This window comes from Comamonas sp. wu1-DMT, assembly GCF_040187805.1.
In the GTDB taxonomy this organism is placed as follows: Bacteria; Pseudomonadota; Gammaproteobacteria; order Burkholderiales; family Burkholderiaceae_C; genus Comamonas; species Comamonas thiooxydans.
Genome location: NZ_JBANEM010000022.1, coordinates 42,388 through 60,509, shown reverse-complemented (window position 1 = coordinate 60,509; position 18,122 = coordinate 42,388). Strand labels below are relative to the sequence as shown.

The 18,122-nt window shown below is 54.9% G+C and carries 16 protein-coding genes and 2 pseudogenes; 7 read left to right on the top strand and 11 right to left on the bottom strand.

Features of this window, described 5'->3' with window-relative positions:
* Positions 1-11 precede the first annotated feature (11 nt).
* From V8Z78_RS23235 to V8Z78_RS23225, 3 genes are read left to right on the top strand one after another with little or no spacing between them, the layout of a single operon-like run.
* Positions 12-1,394, top strand: coding sequence for an integrating conjugative element protein (locus V8Z78_RS23235; RefSeq protein WP_019042342.1), 1,383 nt, complete (start codon positions 12-14; stop codon positions 1,392-1,394).
* Positions 1,391-1,804 carry a hypothetical protein gene (locus V8Z78_RS23230; RefSeq protein WP_019042341.1) on the top strand — a complete coding sequence of 138 codons (414 nt, stop codon included), beginning with the start codon at positions 1,391-1,393 and terminating at the stop codon, positions 1,802-1,804. Before V8Z78_RS23235 ends, V8Z78_RS23230 begins: the two co-directional genes overlap by 4 nt.
* A 5-nt stretch (positions 1,805-1,809) precedes the next feature.
* The gene (locus tag V8Z78_RS23225) at positions 1,810-3,426 is read left to right on the top strand and encodes a conjugal transfer protein TraG N-terminal domain-containing protein (RefSeq protein ID WP_019042340.1); all 1,617 of its coding nucleotides are present in this window, start codon (positions 1,810-1,812) and stop codon (positions 3,424-3,426) included.
* A 7-nt stretch (positions 3,427-3,433) separates the two neighbouring features.
* Here V8Z78_RS23225 and V8Z78_RS23220 read toward each other — a convergent pair whose 3' ends face one another.
* The 9 genes from V8Z78_RS23220 to V8Z78_RS23180 form a co-directional block, all read right to left on the bottom strand.
* Positions 3,434-3,667 (bottom strand): hypothetical protein, encoded by a 234-nt coding sequence (locus tag V8Z78_RS23220; RefSeq protein WP_230629839.1) that lies wholly within the window; start codon positions 3,665-3,667, stop codon positions 3,434-3,436.
* 196 nt (positions 3,668-3,863) lie between these two features.
* Positions 3,864-4,073: a hypothetical protein gene (locus V8Z78_RS23215; RefSeq protein ID WP_034385147.1), complete on the bottom strand. Its 210-nt coding sequence runs from the start codon at positions 4,071-4,073 to the stop codon at positions 3,864-3,866.
* A gap of 86 nt (positions 4,074-4,159) precedes the next feature.
* Positions 4,160-4,957 (bottom strand): hypothetical protein, encoded by a 798-nt coding sequence (locus V8Z78_RS23210; protein WP_131423883.1) that lies wholly within the window; start codon positions 4,955-4,957, stop codon positions 4,160-4,162.
* Positions 4,954-8,067 carry an error-prone DNA polymerase gene (locus V8Z78_RS23205; RefSeq protein WP_349732226.1) on the bottom strand — a complete coding sequence of 1,038 codons (3,114 nt, stop codon included), beginning with the start codon at positions 8,065-8,067 and terminating at the stop codon, positions 4,954-4,956. The genes V8Z78_RS23210 and V8Z78_RS23205 overlap by 4 nt, the downstream gene beginning before the upstream one ends.
* A 15-nt stretch (positions 8,068-8,082) precedes the next feature.
* The gene (locus V8Z78_RS23200) at positions 8,083-9,393 is read right to left on the bottom strand and encodes a Y-family DNA polymerase (RefSeq protein ID WP_034356769.1); all 1,311 of its coding nucleotides are present in this window, start codon (positions 9,391-9,393) and stop codon (positions 8,083-8,085) included.
* Entirely contained in the window at positions 9,338-10,138 is an 801-nt protein-coding gene (imuA, locus tag V8Z78_RS23195; RefSeq protein WP_122974731.1) for a translesion DNA synthesis-associated protein ImuA, read from the bottom strand. The genes V8Z78_RS23200 and imuA overlap by 56 nt, the downstream gene beginning before the upstream one ends.
* A 179-nt stretch (positions 10,139-10,317) precedes the next feature.
* A complete protein-coding gene (locus tag V8Z78_RS23190) occupies positions 10,318-10,527 on the bottom strand; it encodes a hypothetical protein (RefSeq protein ID WP_034356767.1) in 210 nt (69 codons plus the stop codon).
* Between the two features lie 88 nt (positions 10,528-10,615).
* Entirely contained in the window at positions 10,616-11,002 is a 387-nt protein-coding gene (locus tag V8Z78_RS23185; protein ID WP_019042333.1) for a type II toxin-antitoxin system VapC family toxin, read from the bottom strand.
* Positions 11,002-11,217, bottom strand: a complete 216-nt coding sequence (locus tag V8Z78_RS23180) for a DUF2191 domain-containing protein (RefSeq protein ID WP_034356765.1) — start codon at positions 11,215-11,217, stop codon at positions 11,002-11,004. The genes V8Z78_RS23185 and V8Z78_RS23180 overlap by 1 nt, the downstream gene beginning before the upstream one ends.
* Positions 11,218-11,301: 84 nt before the next feature.
* Between V8Z78_RS23180 and V8Z78_RS23175 the strand changes: the two are divergent.
* Together V8Z78_RS23175 and V8Z78_RS27235 are read left to right on the top strand one after the other, a co-directional pair.
* A pseudogene (locus V8Z78_RS23175) lies at positions 11,302-12,119 on the top strand (SprT-like domain-containing protein).
* 147 nt (positions 12,120-12,266) lie between these two features.
* Positions 12,267-12,789, top strand: a pseudogene (locus tag V8Z78_RS27235) (IS5 family transposase); the annotation flags it as partial.
* 145 nt (positions 12,790-12,934) lie between these two features.
* On the opposite strand, the gene V8Z78_RS23165 reads toward V8Z78_RS27235, so the two are convergent.
* Entirely contained in the window at positions 12,935-14,608 is a 1,674-nt protein-coding gene (locus tag V8Z78_RS23165) for a phosphoethanolamine transferase (protein WP_230629841.1), read from the bottom strand.
* A gap of 251 nt (positions 14,609-14,859) precedes the next feature.
* On the opposite strand from V8Z78_RS23165, the gene V8Z78_RS23160 reads away from it, so the two are divergent.
* On the top strand, positions 14,860-15,249 hold the full coding sequence (locus V8Z78_RS23160) for a CzcE family metal-binding protein (protein ID WP_080571250.1): 390 nt from the start codon (positions 14,860-14,862) through the stop codon (positions 15,247-15,249).
* Between the two features lie 79 nt (positions 15,250-15,328).
* On the opposite strand, the gene cadR is transcribed toward V8Z78_RS23160, so the two are convergent.
* Positions 15,329-15,775: a Cd(II)/Pb(II)-responsive transcriptional regulator gene (gene cadR, locus V8Z78_RS23155; protein ID WP_019042328.1), complete on the bottom strand. Its 447-nt coding sequence runs from the start codon at positions 15,773-15,775 to the stop codon at positions 15,329-15,331.
* Positions 15,776-15,851: 76 nt separating this feature from the next.
* Here cadR and V8Z78_RS23150 point away from each other — a divergent pair, with 76 nt between their 5' ends.
* Positions 15,852-18,083, top strand: coding sequence for a heavy metal translocating P-type ATPase (locus tag V8Z78_RS23150; RefSeq protein ID WP_029158351.1), 2,232 nt, complete (start codon positions 15,852-15,854; stop codon positions 18,081-18,083).
* Positions 18,084-18,122: the final 39 nt, after the last annotated feature.

Genomic DNA, 18,122 nt, shown 5'->3' with positions numbered 1-18,122 from the left:
CCAATTTCACTATGACAATCGCACACTCCTCTTCTCTGCGCTTCAAGCGGATCTGCGCGGCCGTGACCTTGGCCTGCGTGCTGGCTCCCTCGGTCGTGACACCTGCGGCCGCCCAAACGATTACCTCGTCGGGTCTCTACTATCGGATGGGCGGGGGCTCGCCGATCAGCGCTGCCCCCCATCGCAGCGCTTTATCGATGCAGTTGGGTGCCGGCGTCCGCGCGAACTATTCCTGCGGGAAGTTTGACATCGGGCTCTCGTGGTCGGATCTCATGAATAGCATCCAGAACCTGGGTGCGACGATCACCGGGGCCGTGCAAGCCGGTATCTCGGCCCTGCCGCTGTATTTCCTCCAGCGCGCGCAGCCAGGCCTCTATCAGCTCTTCCAAAACTTCAGCCAGAAGGCGGATCTGTTGGTCTCTGCATCGCTGAAGACGTGTGAGGACATGGAGGCGATGATCAAGAATGGCCAGGACCCTTATGAGGAGTACATAGCCCTGGCCAAGGGCGATGCCTGGAAGGTCAAGGCCAATACGGGCGGCAGCGTGGTTAATGCCAAGCTCGATATCAACAAGAACGAGGCGGGCCAGCGTGCCGGATTGCCATGGGTATTTGGCAGCCGAGCCGGGGGTGCTGGGACCCCTCCTATCCAGCCAATCCGCGACCTGGCCGTCGCCGGCTACAACGTCACCATCAACAAGGCAGCCAACTCCCTGTCGACGGCGAACTACGGCAGCTCCTCGCTGGCATCGACGCGCCTGGTCCAGGCCTTCAAGACCCCGGACGATCTGGCTCGCTGGAGTGCCGAAGTCCTTGGCGATCAGAAAATCTATATGTGCACCCAAGGCTCCGATTGCCCGAGCCCCACCATCACCTCGACGGCGACCGGCCTGGCCCCGAAATTTGAGCGCGAGCTGGACGAGGTACTGCCCACGATGCGAAATATGGGCTTCAGCACTTCAAGCAGCCATGCCGACCTGGCCAAAGTCAGCGCTCCCGGCATGGCCGTGAGCCCACAGCTGATGGACGCCGTGCGCAAGCTGCCGACTGATGTGCGGTCTGTGGCCATTAACCGCCTGGCCCAGGAGGTTGCGGTCTACAAGACCATCGATAAGGCATTGATCGCGCGTAACGCGCTGATCTCTGGCATGAGCCTGCCCGAGGCCACAGGCGCTGCTCCCGTTAGATCCGAGGTACAGACGAAGATTGACCGCCTGACTCAGTACATCAACGACATGATGTTTGAGTTCCGCATACGGAAAGAAATGACCGGCGAGACAGCTTTGTCGATTATGGGCAACCAGCAGCAAGCCGGGGCCGCGTCGATGGATGTGCAAGGCGGCACGCGTGCAGATCCTGCGCCGTTGGTCGACGGACGTGTGAGCACAAGATGACCGGCACCGAAAAAGTCGAGGAAGCGTCTCAGCCGGTTCCAAAGCGTAAGGGGCGGCTTCGTCGTTGGCTGCCCTGGCTCATCTACGGTGCCTTGATCGTTTTGATTGGCGGCACCTTGTTAACCTGGCTGCTCAAGCTGGAGCCCTCACAGGTCGTCTCTGTCTCAGCATGGTTTCGCAAGGGCGCGCAACTCGGGACGCTTACTCAGACCGCACTGTGCAGCTGGGTGATTGTCAGTTGGCGTCCGATCGTGGCCTGGGGATTCAGACGCGGCTACGTGGCCAAGCATGAGCTGCGGGCGGTGCTGGCTATGCGCTGGCGCGTTGCCGGCATGCTGACGATGTACCTGGCACTCGTGCCAATAGGCGCGGGCAATATTGCCCGATTCATCATGGGCCTTATCTCCTGATCGATATGCAGCTCGATAGCTATCTTGAACTTTTTACGACGCTCTACGGCTGGGCATTCGCCAACCTTCTCGGCGAAATTTTGACCGGAACCGGCCTGGCCGCCCTGCCCTTCGCGCTCATCGTGTTTAGCGCGTGGCATAGCGCTAAAGAAGAAGGCGCAGGGTTTAACGGCGTGCTGGCTCTCATCGAGTCCATACAGACCAAGCTGATTACAGCATTGCTGGTTATGGCCCTGTGCTTCGCCACCACGCCTCTCACCTCGCTGCACAACATCAATCTCAGCTACAAGCCAGAGCGAGCTGCAGATGGTTCTGAGCCTCAGGTCGTGTCGACCCAAGGTGGGACGAACTCGGGCTACGACCGAGCGATGGCCGACGCGGTGAATGGGTCTTTTGCCCGATCGGGAAACCTGTCCTATGTCCCCTTGTGGTGGTACAGCGTCATGGGGCTGTCCTCTGGCATCAATGGCGCTTTTCGGGCGGGTATGACCAGCTCTGAGCGCGATCTGCGCGTCGTAGCAGATCTGGCCAGGATGGCCACAATTGAAGATCCGGCTCTGTTGCACGATGTGCAGCGCTTCTACAGCGAGTGCTTTGTGCCGGCACGGAGCCAGTATTTCTCGATGGACAAGAATCAGATCTCAGCAAATGGCCGAGGCATTCTCGCTGAGGGGAGCATCTATGGCCCTACGGATGTGGACTGGGTGGGCAGCCAGTTTTTCCGAACAGAGCCCGGTTTCTATGACGTGATGCGCTCATATAACCCGGTGCCTGGCTGGAGCATCGACTTCAATCGCGATAGCGAATACATGCAAGGCGGCGCTTCGGATCAGGGCTTTATGAACCCGGACTGGGGGCGCCCAACCTGCAAGCAATGGTGGGAAGCTGACGCTGCTACAGGAGGAGTACGTGAGCGCCTCACCAGCAACACCTCGACATGGCGGAGTCTCTTGCAAGTCGCCCAAAACACTATCACGTTCAGTTCGACAGATGAGGCCAAGGATGCCATGGCAAAGCTCGCTTTTGAGAAGGCCAACCCGACATTTGTTAGTCCTGACAAGATGCTGGGCGACGACTATGGCAAGGGCACGAACGCGTGGCGTACCGTCACAGGGGGGATTAGTACCATCGGGGTGGGTAAACAGGCATTTGAATCCTCACTCGGCATGGTCCCATTGTTGAATATGCTTCCCATGCTCCAAGCACTTGTACTGATGGCGTTGTATATGTTCCTGCCATTTATCGTAGTCATTAGTTGCTACGATTTAAAAGTGATGGTGATTGGTGGATTGGCAATATTCACGGTCAAGTTTTGGGCCGTCATGTGGTTTGTGGCTCGTTGGCTTGACGCTCATTTAATCGAGGCGATGTACCCAGGTTTGAGCGGATCTGCATTGATGCAAGAGATTACGCAAAGCGTGAGCTCAGGTCAGCCGCAGCTATATAAGCGCATGATTCTTAACACGTTATTGGCGCTGATGTTCATTGCGCTTCCATTCATTTGGAGCTCCATGATGGCGTGGGTCGGTTATCGACTTGGGTTTGAAAGTTCAACTCTCAATAAGGGAGAAAATCTTTCTTCCAACGCTGGCAAAGGCTCATCAATTAGACTGAAGCGCTGACGATGAGTTAGCGGTTTTCTTCTTCTGTGTAACGGTGCAGATCGGCCAAGCCTACCTCACCGTTGTACATTGCGGCATAGACATCGTTGACCGAGGTGATGATGGGGGCATCTTCTTCAGTCGCCTTTGGCGAAGTGAAGAAAGCCCAAGCAGCATTCCAGAGCGAACCAAGCACTAGACCGCCAACGATGAGGAAGACTCGCCAAAGCAGGCCGATGAGAGCGGTAAAGAGTTTGAGCATAGGGACTCCATCGAAGTGAAATGGATCTTCGTGGCTCCCTGTGCGATCGTGCATCGCACACGACCCAAATTGAGTGGCCTCCACATCCTTCTGGATGTGCGCCAAGCAGATCACATACCTGGCGAGTCCAAATCTTGGCCGTTAAAGCGCAAGCGTGTCAGATGGTAACGGGTTCCATGACTGATGTAAAGGTGAACTAAGCACCGGCAATCTCCACTGGGCCAATCCCGAGGTAGACCTGCGTACCTGCTATATCGGTGACCGACCAGCGGTCATTGTCCAACTGAGTGACTTGGTAATTTTCAGCGGTCAGCGGCAGGCCCATTTCTTCTTGGTAGCCCAGCCATGTCTCATAGCGTAGTACAGCTGAAGGAACGAATGTGCTTGTATCTGCTTTGATTTTCATGAGTTCTCGATCATGCACCGTAGGTGCTGTGAAGCGACTTAGCCATAGCGAATGAGTGTAGATTGACGGAAGTATTTCTCATATGGTTATCGCTCGTAACCCTTACTTTTCGTTTTATTCACTTCATTCTCGATAGATTTTTCGAGGGTTTGAATTTCCCTCTCCGCTGCTAGTTCCACCTCGGAGATAGATCGCTGTAGATCTCGAATGTCATCGAAAACAACAGCAGCTCTCAAACCTTCGGCATCAATGGAAACGGCAAGTCCGCCACACGTTCCGTTTGACACTTTCGTTAACTGGTCGACGTAATATTTAAATTGTTCGTGATCCACACCAATTTCAGTTGACGGAGTACTAATATAGTCCAAGCAAAATTTACCATCGCCGATCCAGTTATGATTTGTTGCTGGCTTGATAATAATGTCAATATATGGTAAAAATGCAAGACATTTCTTTTTACTATCGGAATATTCGCTGGCAACGCTCAAGAAATGGCAGCGTTTTGAAATATCATTGAAATTTGAATCTTTGAAAGATTCCAATTTATCCCGGAGAGATTTTTTACTTGCCTTGGTTTTTTCGCCAGCAATTTCTTTAAACTCTCTTTTGAACTCAATAATAATATTCCGTCCTCCTACAGAGGTCAAAAGGTCACCAATGGTTTTTTCGCCTTTTCGTGTTTGCTGATATAGCTCGATACCGACCGCAGTTTTTGCCCCTTTTGAGACTGCACTGAACATGTAGCCAAGGGTAAAGAGAAAGGTTCCGATGTAGACATTTTCGTAGGTAGGTTTCACTTTATCTCCTGGGGTATGAGGCAAACCAGAGATCATGCCCGAAGGATGGGGTTCCCTGGGGAAGTTCCGGTTCCAATTGGCGCTCACCTGAACTCCCTGCTTTCCGTTGTGAGCCGTCCTAGTAGGTGAGACAGGTCCGCCAGCCGCTCGGCGATCAGATTGCATACCTGACCCTGCCGCTGCCAGCGACCTTCCACGGCCAGCAGGCGCGACCCTAGTAGCACCTGGCGCTGTTCATCGCGCACATCGCGCCACACAATGACCTGTGTGCAGCCTTCTTCGTCCTCCAGGGAGACAAAAACCGTGCCGTTGGCCGTGCCTGGCTGTTGCCTCAGCGTCACGATGCCGGCAGTTCGCACCCGCTCGCCGCTGACGACCGTGCGCAGCTGCCTGGAAGTCTTCAGCGTGTACTTGTTCAGCCGCGGCCGCAGAAGGTGCATGGGGTGACTGCGCAGCGTCAGGCCTGTCGAGGCGAAGTCCCATAGCACTTCCTCTCCTTCCGGCGCTGCCGGCAGTTCAAGGAAAGCTTCGTCAACGGTGGCCACCTCCAGCAGCTCGGGCGTGGCGTGCATGGCTGCGGCATCCCACACCTGTTGGCGACGGTGCCCAGATAGCGTGGCCAGGGCACCTGCAGCGGCTAGAACCTTCATCTCGTGTTGCTGTAGACGCACACGCATGGCAAGTTGCTCAGCGGTGTCGAACGGTGCTCGATGACGCTCCTGTGCAATACGCTGCGCGCTGGTGCTGCGCAGGCTGGAGATAAGGCGCAGGCCAAGCCGAACAGCTGGCTTGGATTCGATGTCTTCGATCGTACAGTCCACCTCGCTGTGCATCACGTCGACGGGCCGTACTTCGACGCCGTGGCGGCGCGCGTCCTGGACCAGCTGGCTGGCGGAATAGAACCCCAGCGGCTGACTGTTGAGCATGGCCGCAAGGAATGCGGCAGGCTCATGGCGCTTGATCCAGCAGCTGGCATAGACCAGCAGAGCGAAGCTGGCCGCGTGACTTTCTGGGAACCCATATTCGCTGAAACCTTTGATCTGCTCAAAAATTTGCTCTGCGAACTCGCGCTCGTAGCCGCGTGAGGTCATGCCGTGCACGATCTTGTCGTAATACTTTTCGAGGCCACCTTTGCGCTTCCAGGCTGCCATGGCTCGGCGCAGACCATCGGCCTCGCCTGCAGTGAAACCTGCCGCAAGCATGGCCACCTGCATGACCTGCTCCTGAAACACGGGCACGCCCAAGGTGCGGCCCAAGGCCTCCTTTAGCGCTTCGCTCGGGTAGCTCACGGGGTCAATGCCCTGACGTCGGCGCAAATACGGGTGCACCATGCCGCCCTGAATCGGGCCAGGCCGCACGATGGCCACCTCGATCACCAGGTCGTAGAAGCGCCTGGGTTTTAAGCGTGGCAGCATCGTCATCTGCGCGCGGCTCTCGATCTGGAACACGCCAACCGTGTCTGCACGGCAAATCATGTCGTAGGTAGCCTTGTCCTCTGCAGGAATGTCCTGCATCGAAAAATTGAACCCACGGCGCCGACTGATGAACTCCAATGCTCGGCGGATGGCCGACAGCATACCCAGGGCCAACACATCAACCTTGAGCAGGCCTGCTGCATCCAAATCATCCTTGTCCCATTCGATCACTGTGCGATCCGGCATCGAGGCGTTTTCTACCGGCACCATCCTGCACAGCAGATCTCGCGTGAGCACGAAGCCGCCCGTGTGCTGGGAAAGATGCCGTGGGAAGCCGATCAGCTGCTCCGTCAACGTGATGAGCTGCTGCACGGCCAGCGAGCTCGTGTCCATGCCGAGCTCATCGAAACGCTCCTGACGAATGCTGCGGCCGTCAAACCACTGTTGCCCCTTGGCAATGGCGTCGACCACTTCGAGCTCGAAGCCCAAGGCCTTGCCCACATCGCGGATGGCGGATCGAGGCCGATAGGAAATGACGGCAGCCGTCAATGCAGCGCGGTCGCGGCCGTACTTCTGGTACAGGTACTGAATGACCTCTTCCCGGCGCTGGTGCTCAAAGTCGATATCGATATCGGGTGGCTCATTGCGCTCCCGGCTGATAAAACGCTCGAAGAGCACAGACATGCGCGCGGGATCTACCTCCGTAACGCCCAGGCAGTAGCAGACCACGCTGTTGGCTGCAGAGCCCCGGCCTTGACAGAGGATGTTGCGCGACCGGGCAAAGGCCACGATGTCATAGACCGTGAGGAAGTACGGTTCATACTTCAACTCGCAGATCAACTCCAGCTCGTGCTCGATCTGGTGCTGTACCTTCTCTGGGATACCGCCTGGCCAGCGCCGCCCTGCCCCTTCGTAGGTCGCCTGGCGCAAATAGCTGGCTGCCGAGTGCCCTGCAGGGACGACTTCATCAGGATATTGGTAGCGCAGCTCGTCCAGACTGAATTTGCAGCGTTCAGCGACCCTCAGCGTTTGAGCCAGCAGCTCGGCGGGGAATGTCTGAGCCAGCCGCAACCGGCTGCGCAAGTGCCGCTCCGCGCTGCGCTGGAGCGCATAGCCGCATTCAGTGAGCGGCTTGCCGACGCGTGTGGCCGTCAGCACGTCCTGCAGGGGCTTGCGCGAGCGCACATGCATGTGCACGTCGCCCACGGCCACGAGCGGCAATGCGGTTAGATCGGACAGCTCCCGCATGCGATGGAGCCACAGCTCATCATCCAGCCGGCGCACCAGATCCACGCCGATCCAGCAGCGGCCCGTGAAATGTGTCAAAGCCCAGCCGCCCATGGCTGCTAGCTGTGGGTCGGTCGCGCAGCGCTCTGGACACAGCAGCACCAGGTTGTCTCGAAGCTCCTTCCCGTCGATCTCATCGAGATCGAGCCGATAGGTCCCTTTTTCGGAAGAGCGGCGTAGCTTGGTGATGAACTGGCACAGGTTGCCGTAGCCGTTGAGATTCTGGGCCAGGACCACCAGGGTGAATCGTGCCTCGCTGCTATCACGCGGCTGGATGCTGAACTGTGCGCCCAGCAGCAGCTTTAAGCCCGCTTGTTTGGCTGCAACGTGTGCGCGCACCACGCCCGCCATCGAACACTCGTCTGTAATGGCCAGGGCGCTGTAGCCGAGCTCCTGAGCACGCTCTACGAGCTCCTCCGGTCGGCTGGCCCCACGCAGGAAGGTGAAATTGGAGATGCACCGCAGCTCCGTATAGGCAGGCAGGACGTTTTCCATGACGGCCGCTCTTTCTCAGGCGTAGTGCCCGTGCAGGAACCAGGCGGTTTGGTCGCCGGCGAGGCGTGCCTGGAAGATCCAGAGCAGACCTGCATGATCGCTGCGGGCAACCCAGTAGTCCCGCTGCACGTTCAGTGGGATTTCTTCGCCATTTCCCTCTTCATGGCCACGATGCCACCAGCCGCCCTCCACTCGATCAGGACCAAGCAGCAGCTGCAGGGTCCCTTGATAGATCGGGCGATTGGCGCGCTCTATCAGGCGTATGGGCTTGTCCAGCACCCAGCTGGGAAGCGGCAGCTCGTGCACAAGGTCGGACTTGGAAGCTCGGCGAGCTTCGGTCGAGCCCCACTCCTGCGTCCATTCGAGACGGTGATCGGCCGTCAGCTGTGGCCGACGCACCGCGCCATCACCCAGCCGTGCCTGGATTCGCTCTAGGGCCAACTTGGTGGATTGAGCTCTATTTGCAACCTCCGGGATCAGCGAGCGGCTTTCCTCAACAATGGGCTGCACCTCGGTAGCCAGGATCTCCAGCTCACCAGCTGGTGCGAGCAGCTCGACCTTGGCCAGATGCTCGCCGAGCAGCCGAGCGAAGTGCTCGACGTTCTGTGTTGGCTCCGCTGTACGGATGGTCAGTTCACCTCCGGTACCGGCATCGCGAGCACGCATGTCGTCATGACACCACCGCAATGTGAACGCAGTAGCTCCCAGCTGACGAGCTTTGAGCCAGCCTGCCATCTGCAGAAGCAGCCGCCGCGCCCCGAAAAGCATGGCAGGTGCCAGATCCACGCGACACATGAGCTCCAGCCGCGCTCGAAAGGTCTCAGGCACTGTCGCCCAGGCGTAAGCCTCCGGCCGTAGGCCATATGCGCGGTCCATTGCTTCAAGAAGCTCTTTGTCGAAGCGACGTACGATGCCGCCGCGCGGCAGCGCACGCACTTGACCAAGGGTTCTGCATCCAACCCTCGCCAGGGTCGGCTGATGCTTGGCCACCGCAGTGATTCGCTCCAGCAACAGCTGATCGAGCAGGCGCACTAACGGCTCGTGGAACCCATCGCTCACACCTTGTCGTGCCAACGCAAGCGCTGCCAGGCCTGTCGGTGCCCATGCAACGCTGGCTCCGAGTTCTCGCGCTCCAGACTCCACCAGCGAATGCAACGCCGCTGTACCGCCGAATAGCCGCATACTTGCCTCGACCTCCAGCAGTACGCCCTCTTCGACCATGGCCACGCGCGGCGTGAACTGCAAAGCCCAGACCGCTAACGACTGTAGATCAATGGGCGATGCGGAGCTTGGAAGCGATATGGGTATGAGAGCTGCCCAATGCATGGCGCACCTCCTGTGGAATGCTTGGCACTGGAATGCCAAGGTTGCGCATACGAGGCGGAATGATGGAATTTAGATTGCCTGGAACAGCATTCAGGTGCATTACTTCGACGGCAGCACCACCCCGGCGTTTGCGGATCTGCACATCAATGTCCCAGCCCTGGCCGAGAGACACAGAGAGCCGGAGCGGTGCCGGCGAGGCGTCGCGTAGGGCTGACTCGGGACGAATCAAGAACACTAGTGCATCGCATGCATGCGCGTGAACCTGCAGGCGGCGGATCTGGTCCTGCCTTGCTTGAGGAAGCCAGGCAATCACAGCACCGTCTGGCTCAGATTTAATGAGTTGCTCTGTGGCCCATAACCGTTCAGCCGGCCCCTGGGCATCAATCCAGACAAGTTGCTCTGGAGCTAGACCGAGCTGAGCAAGGCCCATTGCGAGTGGAGTCTTCGGAGGAGCAACCAGATAGACCCGACTACCCTTGTCCGCCAGCAGCTCAGGCAAGGCCGGCCCGAGCAACCGCCATTCACACAGTGCGGCCTGGGGCAACAGCAACTCGCTCAAGCCATGAGTCGGCCAGCCTCCACCGGGCAACGCGGCATTGAGCTCCGTAAAGCCAGTAGGGAAAGCTCTGCCGGTCGACCTTGCTACCTCTGTGCCGCGCCAAACCGCCTGCGCAAGATGCGACGGCAGATGCCAGCGGTCATAGTCACCGGGATCGTGTGTGATGGAGTGGGTTGCGGCATTCATGGCTTTTACCTGTATGGGCATACAGTATAAAAGCCTTGATGCAGATTTGCACCTGGATGTTGGCGTCGCTTAACCAGTGCTGCGGATTGAGGAGCAGCACTGCAGGTCTAGGTGCTGCCCGTGCGAGTTCAGGAGGCAGTGCATGGTGGCCTCTGCTTATCCGATGGGCAGGCAGGGCTTTACCTGCCGCTGATCAACTTATGGATGAGATCGCGCCTGTCTCCAATAGCCAGTGTATTAATCTGATCTTTGTTGGCTTGGTAGTGGGCAACAGCACGAGTAATTTCACCTTCGCTGACATCGCGGTGCAGTCGGTCCAGTCCACACCCAACAACGCAACCTATTTCGGTGTCGTAGCGTTCTATAAGCAAATCACGGTATTTAGTCATAAGGCAAACTCTCATCATCGAAGCGCTGCCGAAGCTTCGTGCTGCAGCGATTTACGCTGGCTTCATGGGCTGGCAGCGCCAAGGGCGATCAATGCAAAGGCGGTAGATAGGCCACGTTCAACTGTGTGGCCATGTCGGCGAGGCGTCGATCTGCAGTCCAAAGTAAGGCGCCAGGAGTGATAAGCGTAGAGGCAAGCAGCGATAGATCTACTAAGCCGCAGCCCTTGCCGAAAAGCTTGTTCTGCTCCAGAAATTCCAAAGTCTCTGGAATTGATGCCTCCTGGCTCGGCCGCAGCATCGCCAGAGCCGCCAGCGTGTCGGCACGCGGTGCTGGCGGCGTACCACAGGCCAGCTCTGCATGCACCATGGAATGCATCAGCACGCTGTCTTGCATAAGCAATTCCTGCAGGTGAGTGTCTGCCTCACGAAAATGTCTCACCCACACTGATGTATCGACTAGGACGGACACGGGCATTAGCGTGAGTCCTCAGCATCCGCCTCACTGCCACGGCGCGGCACATCGGGCATATTTGGCGCGGCACCGCCGAGCGCAGCCAAACGCTTACCTGCCTCGACACGTGTGAAGGTTTCCAGTGCGAGTCGTACCAGTTCCGGCACAGCAATACCGGGTGCCGCGACGGCGCGTGCGCGGTTTACGACATCGTCATCGATCGTGAAAGTCGATCTCATCGCTACTCCTTAAGCATCAGAACTGATGCAGTTTCGCATCAAACTGGATGTTTGTAAATCGCATTTGTACTGCACAATACAAATATGCAACCTAAGTCTACCGAGCTCGACCTTGCGCATACACGCCGCCTGGCGCCAACCCAGGAAACCTACAACGAGCTGCAGATGGCTTACGACCATTTCAATGCACGCCTGTTTGAGGGGCAACTGCCTAGCTGCTTGATTACGCTACAGCGGGAAAAACGTACTTTCGGATATTTCTCGGCAGCCCGCTTTGCCTCGGCCGACGGCTCCACGACCGACGAGATTGCACTGAATCCGACCTACTTTGCAGTGGTGCCAATCATTGAGACGCTCCAGACCCAGGTCCATGAAATGACGCACTTGTGGCAGCACCATTTTGGCAAACCAGGCCGAGGCCGGTATCACAACGAGGAATGGGCGCGAAAGATGGAGAGCATTGGACTCATGCCCTCCTCTACCGGGCAACCTGGTGGCGCGCGAACGGGTGATTGCATGGCGGACTATGCCATCGAGGGTGGCCGCTTCCTAGCTGCATGCCAGGAGCTGCTGACCGCAAATTTCACGCTCAGTTGGTACGACCGATTTCCCTCTGCCGATCATGTGATCGCTGGCCAAACCAGTATGGCCAACCACATTCAAGGCATCGAAGGACCAAGCCCCCCATGGCCAGCATCCCTGCCCTCGCCGAGGCAGTTAAGCCCACGGGCTTAGCTGTTGCCGCCACTGCAGGGGAAGACGGAGTTCTTACTACGCCCGCCAACAGATCCAATCGGGTGAAATATAGCTGCAGCGGATGCAAGAATCCGATCTCGGTATGGGGACGGCCAGGGCTAAAGCTGATCTGTGGCGCGTGCAGGGGCAACTTCACAGCTGTTTAGAGCAAAGCTGCGAGCGCTGGCCTTAATTGACCATCATTACGATACGCGATGACCGACCTGCTTGTTTTGACGACCGTCAGGAAACGACCAGAAGCGGAAATCCGAGTAAAAAATTAGGTCGCCAACTAGCCGTCGTTCAAATCTGACCTGAATTTGCTGCTCGACTCCACTGGCATCAAGTTCCTGGGCGAAGGAGAATGGAAATGTAAAAAGCATGGGGCGGAACGTCGACGTCAATGGCGCAAGGGGTACATCGGCATTGATTCCCAAAGTGCGAGCCGTCTGCGTGACCTTCAACAACGCAGCGATGCGGTGGCGGTGCCGCACTTGTTGGCACAACTGCCGGCAGATGAGTCATTGCTGACCATTACCGGTGATGGCGCCTATGACACACAGCCTGTCTATGCCGCCGTGATGGAGCGCAATGCCATGCCCATCATCCCTCCGAGAAAAATGCCTGAATGCCCGAATGCGCTATGAACGCAAGTTATGAAAGAGTTGGAGTGGCTATCACCACAGCAGCCTGTTGTAGACCAAGATGCATTGCATTAAACACCTGGGCGAGCGGGTCATGTCTAGAACTTTCGAGCACCAGGTCAACGAACTGCACATTCGAGCCTCCATTCTCAATCAGTTCACTGAACTGGTCTGTCCGCAAAAAGTGGCGGTGGCATCGTCAGTCTTGGGTCAGGGGAAGTTTGGCCCGGAACTGATTTATGCAACAGTGCCGTTTATATCCAGAAGTAAATTATCTAGCTTTGGCGGCTGGCTTGATCGGTTCTAGGCATTTCCTCAAGCCAGTCTTCTTTCATGTATTAATTGCCTGTTATTGTGTCATTTATAGGTAAGCGTGGACTAATCCAGCTATAGCTCGAGTTGATAATACTTCGGGATGGATCGTAACTATTCCAACGTAATGCCATTAGATCCGACATGGTCCAAGCGAGCCAGTCAGCTCTAAATGGTCTATCGGAAATATTTTTAGAAGCCACATCAGTTCCTGTTGATGTCCATATTATTGTGGGTATTTTATAACCGGATGCAGTACTGGGGCTGTGACCAACTTTATTTGTTTGATGACCAACCTCCTGCCCGTGATCAGATACGTAAATAACGGACTTGTAGTCCTCTGCGCTGGATGGGGAACTTTTTATTTTTTCAAAGACAGATGCAACTACAGTGTCTTGATAAAGAATAGCCGAGTCGTAGTCGTTTCTAAATTGCTGAACCCACATTGAGCGCTCAGCGACCGACATTACTTTTGATACTTCATCATCGGGAAATTGAGGCTGCTTTTCTGGGTACCGGAGACGATAATGAGGATGAGCCCCCAGCATATGTAGAACAATCAACTTTTGGGGATGTGGATCTTTAAGAGCTTCTTCATATGAAGGCAATAAAATCTCATCAAGTGAATTGCTAGATCTTCCTGGTTTATTATTTTCCATGGAAGTCACGTCGGCCATAGCTGCGTGCTTCTGCGTAATTGCAATATCGTCATGATTGCTTATCCACCAAGTCTTATATCCTGCTTCTTTCGCGAGAGCAATAATATTTAACTTCTTATCTGTTTCACCGGTTGTGAAGTTCATCATGCTATCGATGGCCGGAATAGTAGTTGCTTCCGTGGACCATGAATTACGAATAACGAGAAATCTATCGCCTATATCTTTCTGAAGCTTTTCAAGCATCGGTGTCGTATTCCTTTCATAGCCATAAATTCCCATGTTATCTCGATTTATGCTCTCGGAAATAACAAGAACCACGGTGGATTTATCTTTCCTAGCAATTGAAGGAATCTCATTTTTCGCCAACCTTTGTGCTAAGGCGCGCTCTTTTCCATATGACGTCCAGCTTTCTTTCGTAACCTTTACGGATTCAGCCAAATTAGACCAAAAGATAAGAGGATTTATTTTTCTCCATGGTTTACTTATGTAAGAAACGGCCGATATTAAGATGATGATGGATAAAGCGATCAACTCAATTTTAGAGACCTTTGTTTTATTTCTGGCCCCTTTTAAAGACAACCAAAGAGCAATTGCCGCTGAAATTATTAAAATAATACTGGATCCACTGAAATCACGGATGTGTGTGGATATATAGCCTCCAATTTCCGATGTATTTGTGTTAGCAAGTGCACTTACCACCATCGTGCTATCCGGCGCAGCAGCGTACATTGAGATGAGATGCGCTCGAACTGCTGAGTCCAATAAAAACACAAGAACAAAGCTCCATACAAGCAATGCTCTAATTAAGTTCAACCTTGAGTTATTAATTGGAATTAGTAATAGCAATAGTGTCGGTATAAGTAGAATACTTATCTGTAATATTTTTCTACCTTCATATCCTAGAGATGCAAAAACAATTTGCATCGCAAGCAGAGAAACAATAGTTAACCATAGCTTATGGCGATTGGTAGATTTTTGTAAAAACAAAGCTATTCTTGATCGGTGAAGTTTAAGATTATCTTCGGATGCTGGTGCGCTCATAGAAATCCTATTAACCCTAATAGAAATATCGAGATTCGATTTGGAATAGGGGCACAGAACTCTATGTGTGCAATACCGACAGAAATCTGACATCCAGATTACATTTTAGTAATCAGGTTAATTCACGCTGTAGATTACAAAAATATCATGTTGCAGACTATATTGCGTAAAGTGCCTGTCTATATATTTGATGTGTCTGGGTAGAAAGGCGCTCAGACACTCTTCAAGTAATTGATAAAGGACTCTTCATCATGAAAACTAATCTCGCAATTCTGGCTTCGATCCTGCTGTCCTCAGCCACCGTCGGGATGACAGCATCGGCAAATGAAAGCAGTTTCGTTGGTCAGTCTGGAAGCACGACTGCAAAGACCAACTCGACTACACGCGGTGCAGACAAAACATTTGGACGAGCAGGTGCTGCGTCTCAGGTCACACGCGTTGTTGACACAACACGAAGCACTCAATATCTCAATCTTGTGTGTGGAGAGACGGTTGCGTTCACCAATGGCGGGGAACAGTTCATCTGGAAATTTGATGTGATGGGTCACAGGCCCATCGAGTTGTCGAAGATCGCACCCGCAGCGTTTGCAGGCAGCACGCTAAAGATCTACGTTGCAAACAATGAGCTCGAACGCCATTGATTGCTGCTCTTGTCTACCACAATAGAAAGCCATGAGAGCCTGCCGCATCCACTCGGTCAATTGGTCGGCGCATGGCTCCCTAGTGCGCGCCGTCGATATGGCGCTGGGGGCGAGTAGACGCGCTGCTTGTCGTGGAGCTTGTCTCCAGTCTTGCAAGAACGCCGCATTCAGAAAGCGCCTTTGGAGCGCTGCAGCTTGCACGAATGGTCTGAAGTTCAGTGACGAGAGCATTCAGTTCTTGAATGCGATGAGTGACATGTTCTATGTGTGTGTCCAAGAGTGCATTGACTTCTGCACAGTCCTTCGCAGATGACTCGCGTAGCAAGAGCAAAGCACGTACTTCATCAAGTGTCATATCCAGTGACCGGCAGCGTCGAATGAAGGCAAGTTGGCCTATGTGCTCCGCCGAGTACATCCGGTAGTTGTTTTCAGCTCTAGCAGCCGAAGGCAACAACTTCTCGCGTTCATAAAAGCGAATGGTCTCAACCGCCGTACCAGTGACCTCAGCCAGTTCACCAATCTTCATGGACCACCTCGAAATGAGTTGACTCTATACCAACTACAGGGTTTTAAATTGCCACATTGTCAACAGGAGATCGAGTATGAAGCACCCAAACATTGATGACAACACGCTTAGTACCGCCACAACGGATTGCTGCAGCTCACACACTACCCCGAGCCCGGTGGCAGCTCCGTTGGATAGAGGGCTAACTTACCGCATTCCGACAATGGACTGCGCTGGCGAGGAAGCTGAGATACGTCGTGCACTTGAACCAATTGCAGGTATCCGGGGACTCCGATTCCAGCTCTCGCAGAGGACTCTCAAAATTGACGCGGACACTGATGCCCTTGCTGCCGCATTGTTGGCGATCACTGAAGCGGGCTTTGAGCCAAAGCTGATCTCATCAAACACGGCGGACTCAAGCCATGCAGCTGGAGATGGCCACGACCATGAGCTTGTGCGTGGCACAACTCCAAAGTTGGTCGCGGCGCTTGCTCTTGCTATCGCTGCTGAAGGTGTCGGCTACTTCGCGCCAGAAACCATGGCTTGGAAAGTCGCCGGCTTTGCGGTCGCCGCGATTGCGATTTGGCTTGCGGGCTTTGACGTCTATAAAAAAGGGTTTGGAGCACTTCGTCGTGGCAAGCTGAACATCAATGCATTGATGACTGTTGCTGTGACTGGTGCGTTCGTCATCGGTCAATGGCCTGAAGCGGCGATGGTGATGGCGTTGTATGCCATCGCCGAGGCAATCGAGGCGAGAGCAGTCGATCGGGCCCGCAATGCCATTCAGGGGTTGCTTGCGATGGCTCCGGACCAAGCATCGGTTCTCCAAAGTGACGGTAGTTGGCTAACCGTCGCAGTTGCACAAATCGCAGTGGGCTCGACGCTGCGAGTCAAGCCAGGTGAGCGCGTTCCTATGGATGGAGTCGTTCAGACAGGGCAAACGAGCATCAACCAGGCCCCCGTAACTGGTGAAAGTATCCCCGTTGACAAGGCGGCGGGTGACCCAGTGTTTGCAGGCACCATCAACGAGTCTGGAACCTTTGAGTTTGAAGTTACTGCATTGGCCTCCAACTCGACGTTGGCGAGGATTATTCATGCCGTTGAGCAAGCACAAGCGACTCGAGCGCCTACTCAGGGGTTCGTTGATCGATTTGCTGCAATTTACACACCTGCAATTTTCGTTATCGCCGTAGTCGTAGCATTGGTAGGCCCCTGGCTACTCGGCTGGACGTGGATGCAGGCCGTCTATAAGGCACTGGTTCTGCTAGTTATTGCTTGCCCCTGCGCACTCGTAATCTCCACACCAGTGACGATTGTGAGCGGCTTAGCGGCGGCAGCCCGCCGTGGTATTTTGATCAAAGGCGGTATCTATCTGGAAGAGGCGCGCAAGCTTAAGGCAATCGCGCTGGACAAGACCGGAACAATTACTGAGGGCAAGCCGCGCCTTGTGGACTGGTCGTTGGTTGATGCCGCGAGCAGCCTTGATACCGCGGAGTCGGTGGCAGCAGCTCTCGCTGGCCACTCAGATCATCCTGTGTCGCGCGCCATCGCAGCGGGCCTGAAGCCTAACAGCGCAGACATTCAGAACTTCACGGCACTTGCTGGACGAGGTGTGCAGGCCGAACTGAGTGGAACAGTCTATGTACTAGGGAATCATCGCTTGATTGAAGAACGTGGCCAATGCTCCTCAGAGCTTGAAGCCACGCTCAAGCGGCATGAAGAATCCGGCCGTACTGTCACATTGCTTGCCGACCCGGAACGAGTCATCGCACTGTTTGCAGTTGCCGACACGATTAAGGGCTCCTCTCGTGAAGCTATATCTGAATTGAAAGCGCTTGGTATCACCCCAGTCATGCTGACTGGAGACAACCAAGCCACCGCCTCTTCAGTAGCCAGTGAGGCTGGTATCGAGCAAGCACGAGGAAACTTGTTGCCGGAGGACAAGCTAGCTGCCATCAAAACCCTCCAGAGCCAGTATGGACTCACCGCAATGACGGGCGACGGTATCAATGATGCCCCAGCGCTGGCCCAAGCAGACGTCGGGGTTGCCATGGGTGCCGCCGGTACAGATACCGCGATGGAAGCAGCCGACGTCGTCGTGATGAATGATGACTTGCGAAGGATTGCTGAGACAGTGAAGCTGTCTCGATCCACCCATGCGATCCTTTGGCAAAACATCACTCTTGCTCTTGGCATCAAGGCGGTATTTCTAGTCTTGGCAGTGTTCGGGAATGCATCCATGTGGATGGCTGTATTCGCTGATATGGGGGCAAGTCTCCTAGTTGTCGTCAATGGGCTAAGGCTGCTTGGAAAAGTGTCCAAGTCCTGAATTCGACAGAGGTTTTTCGTGTGCACCAACTTGAATTGT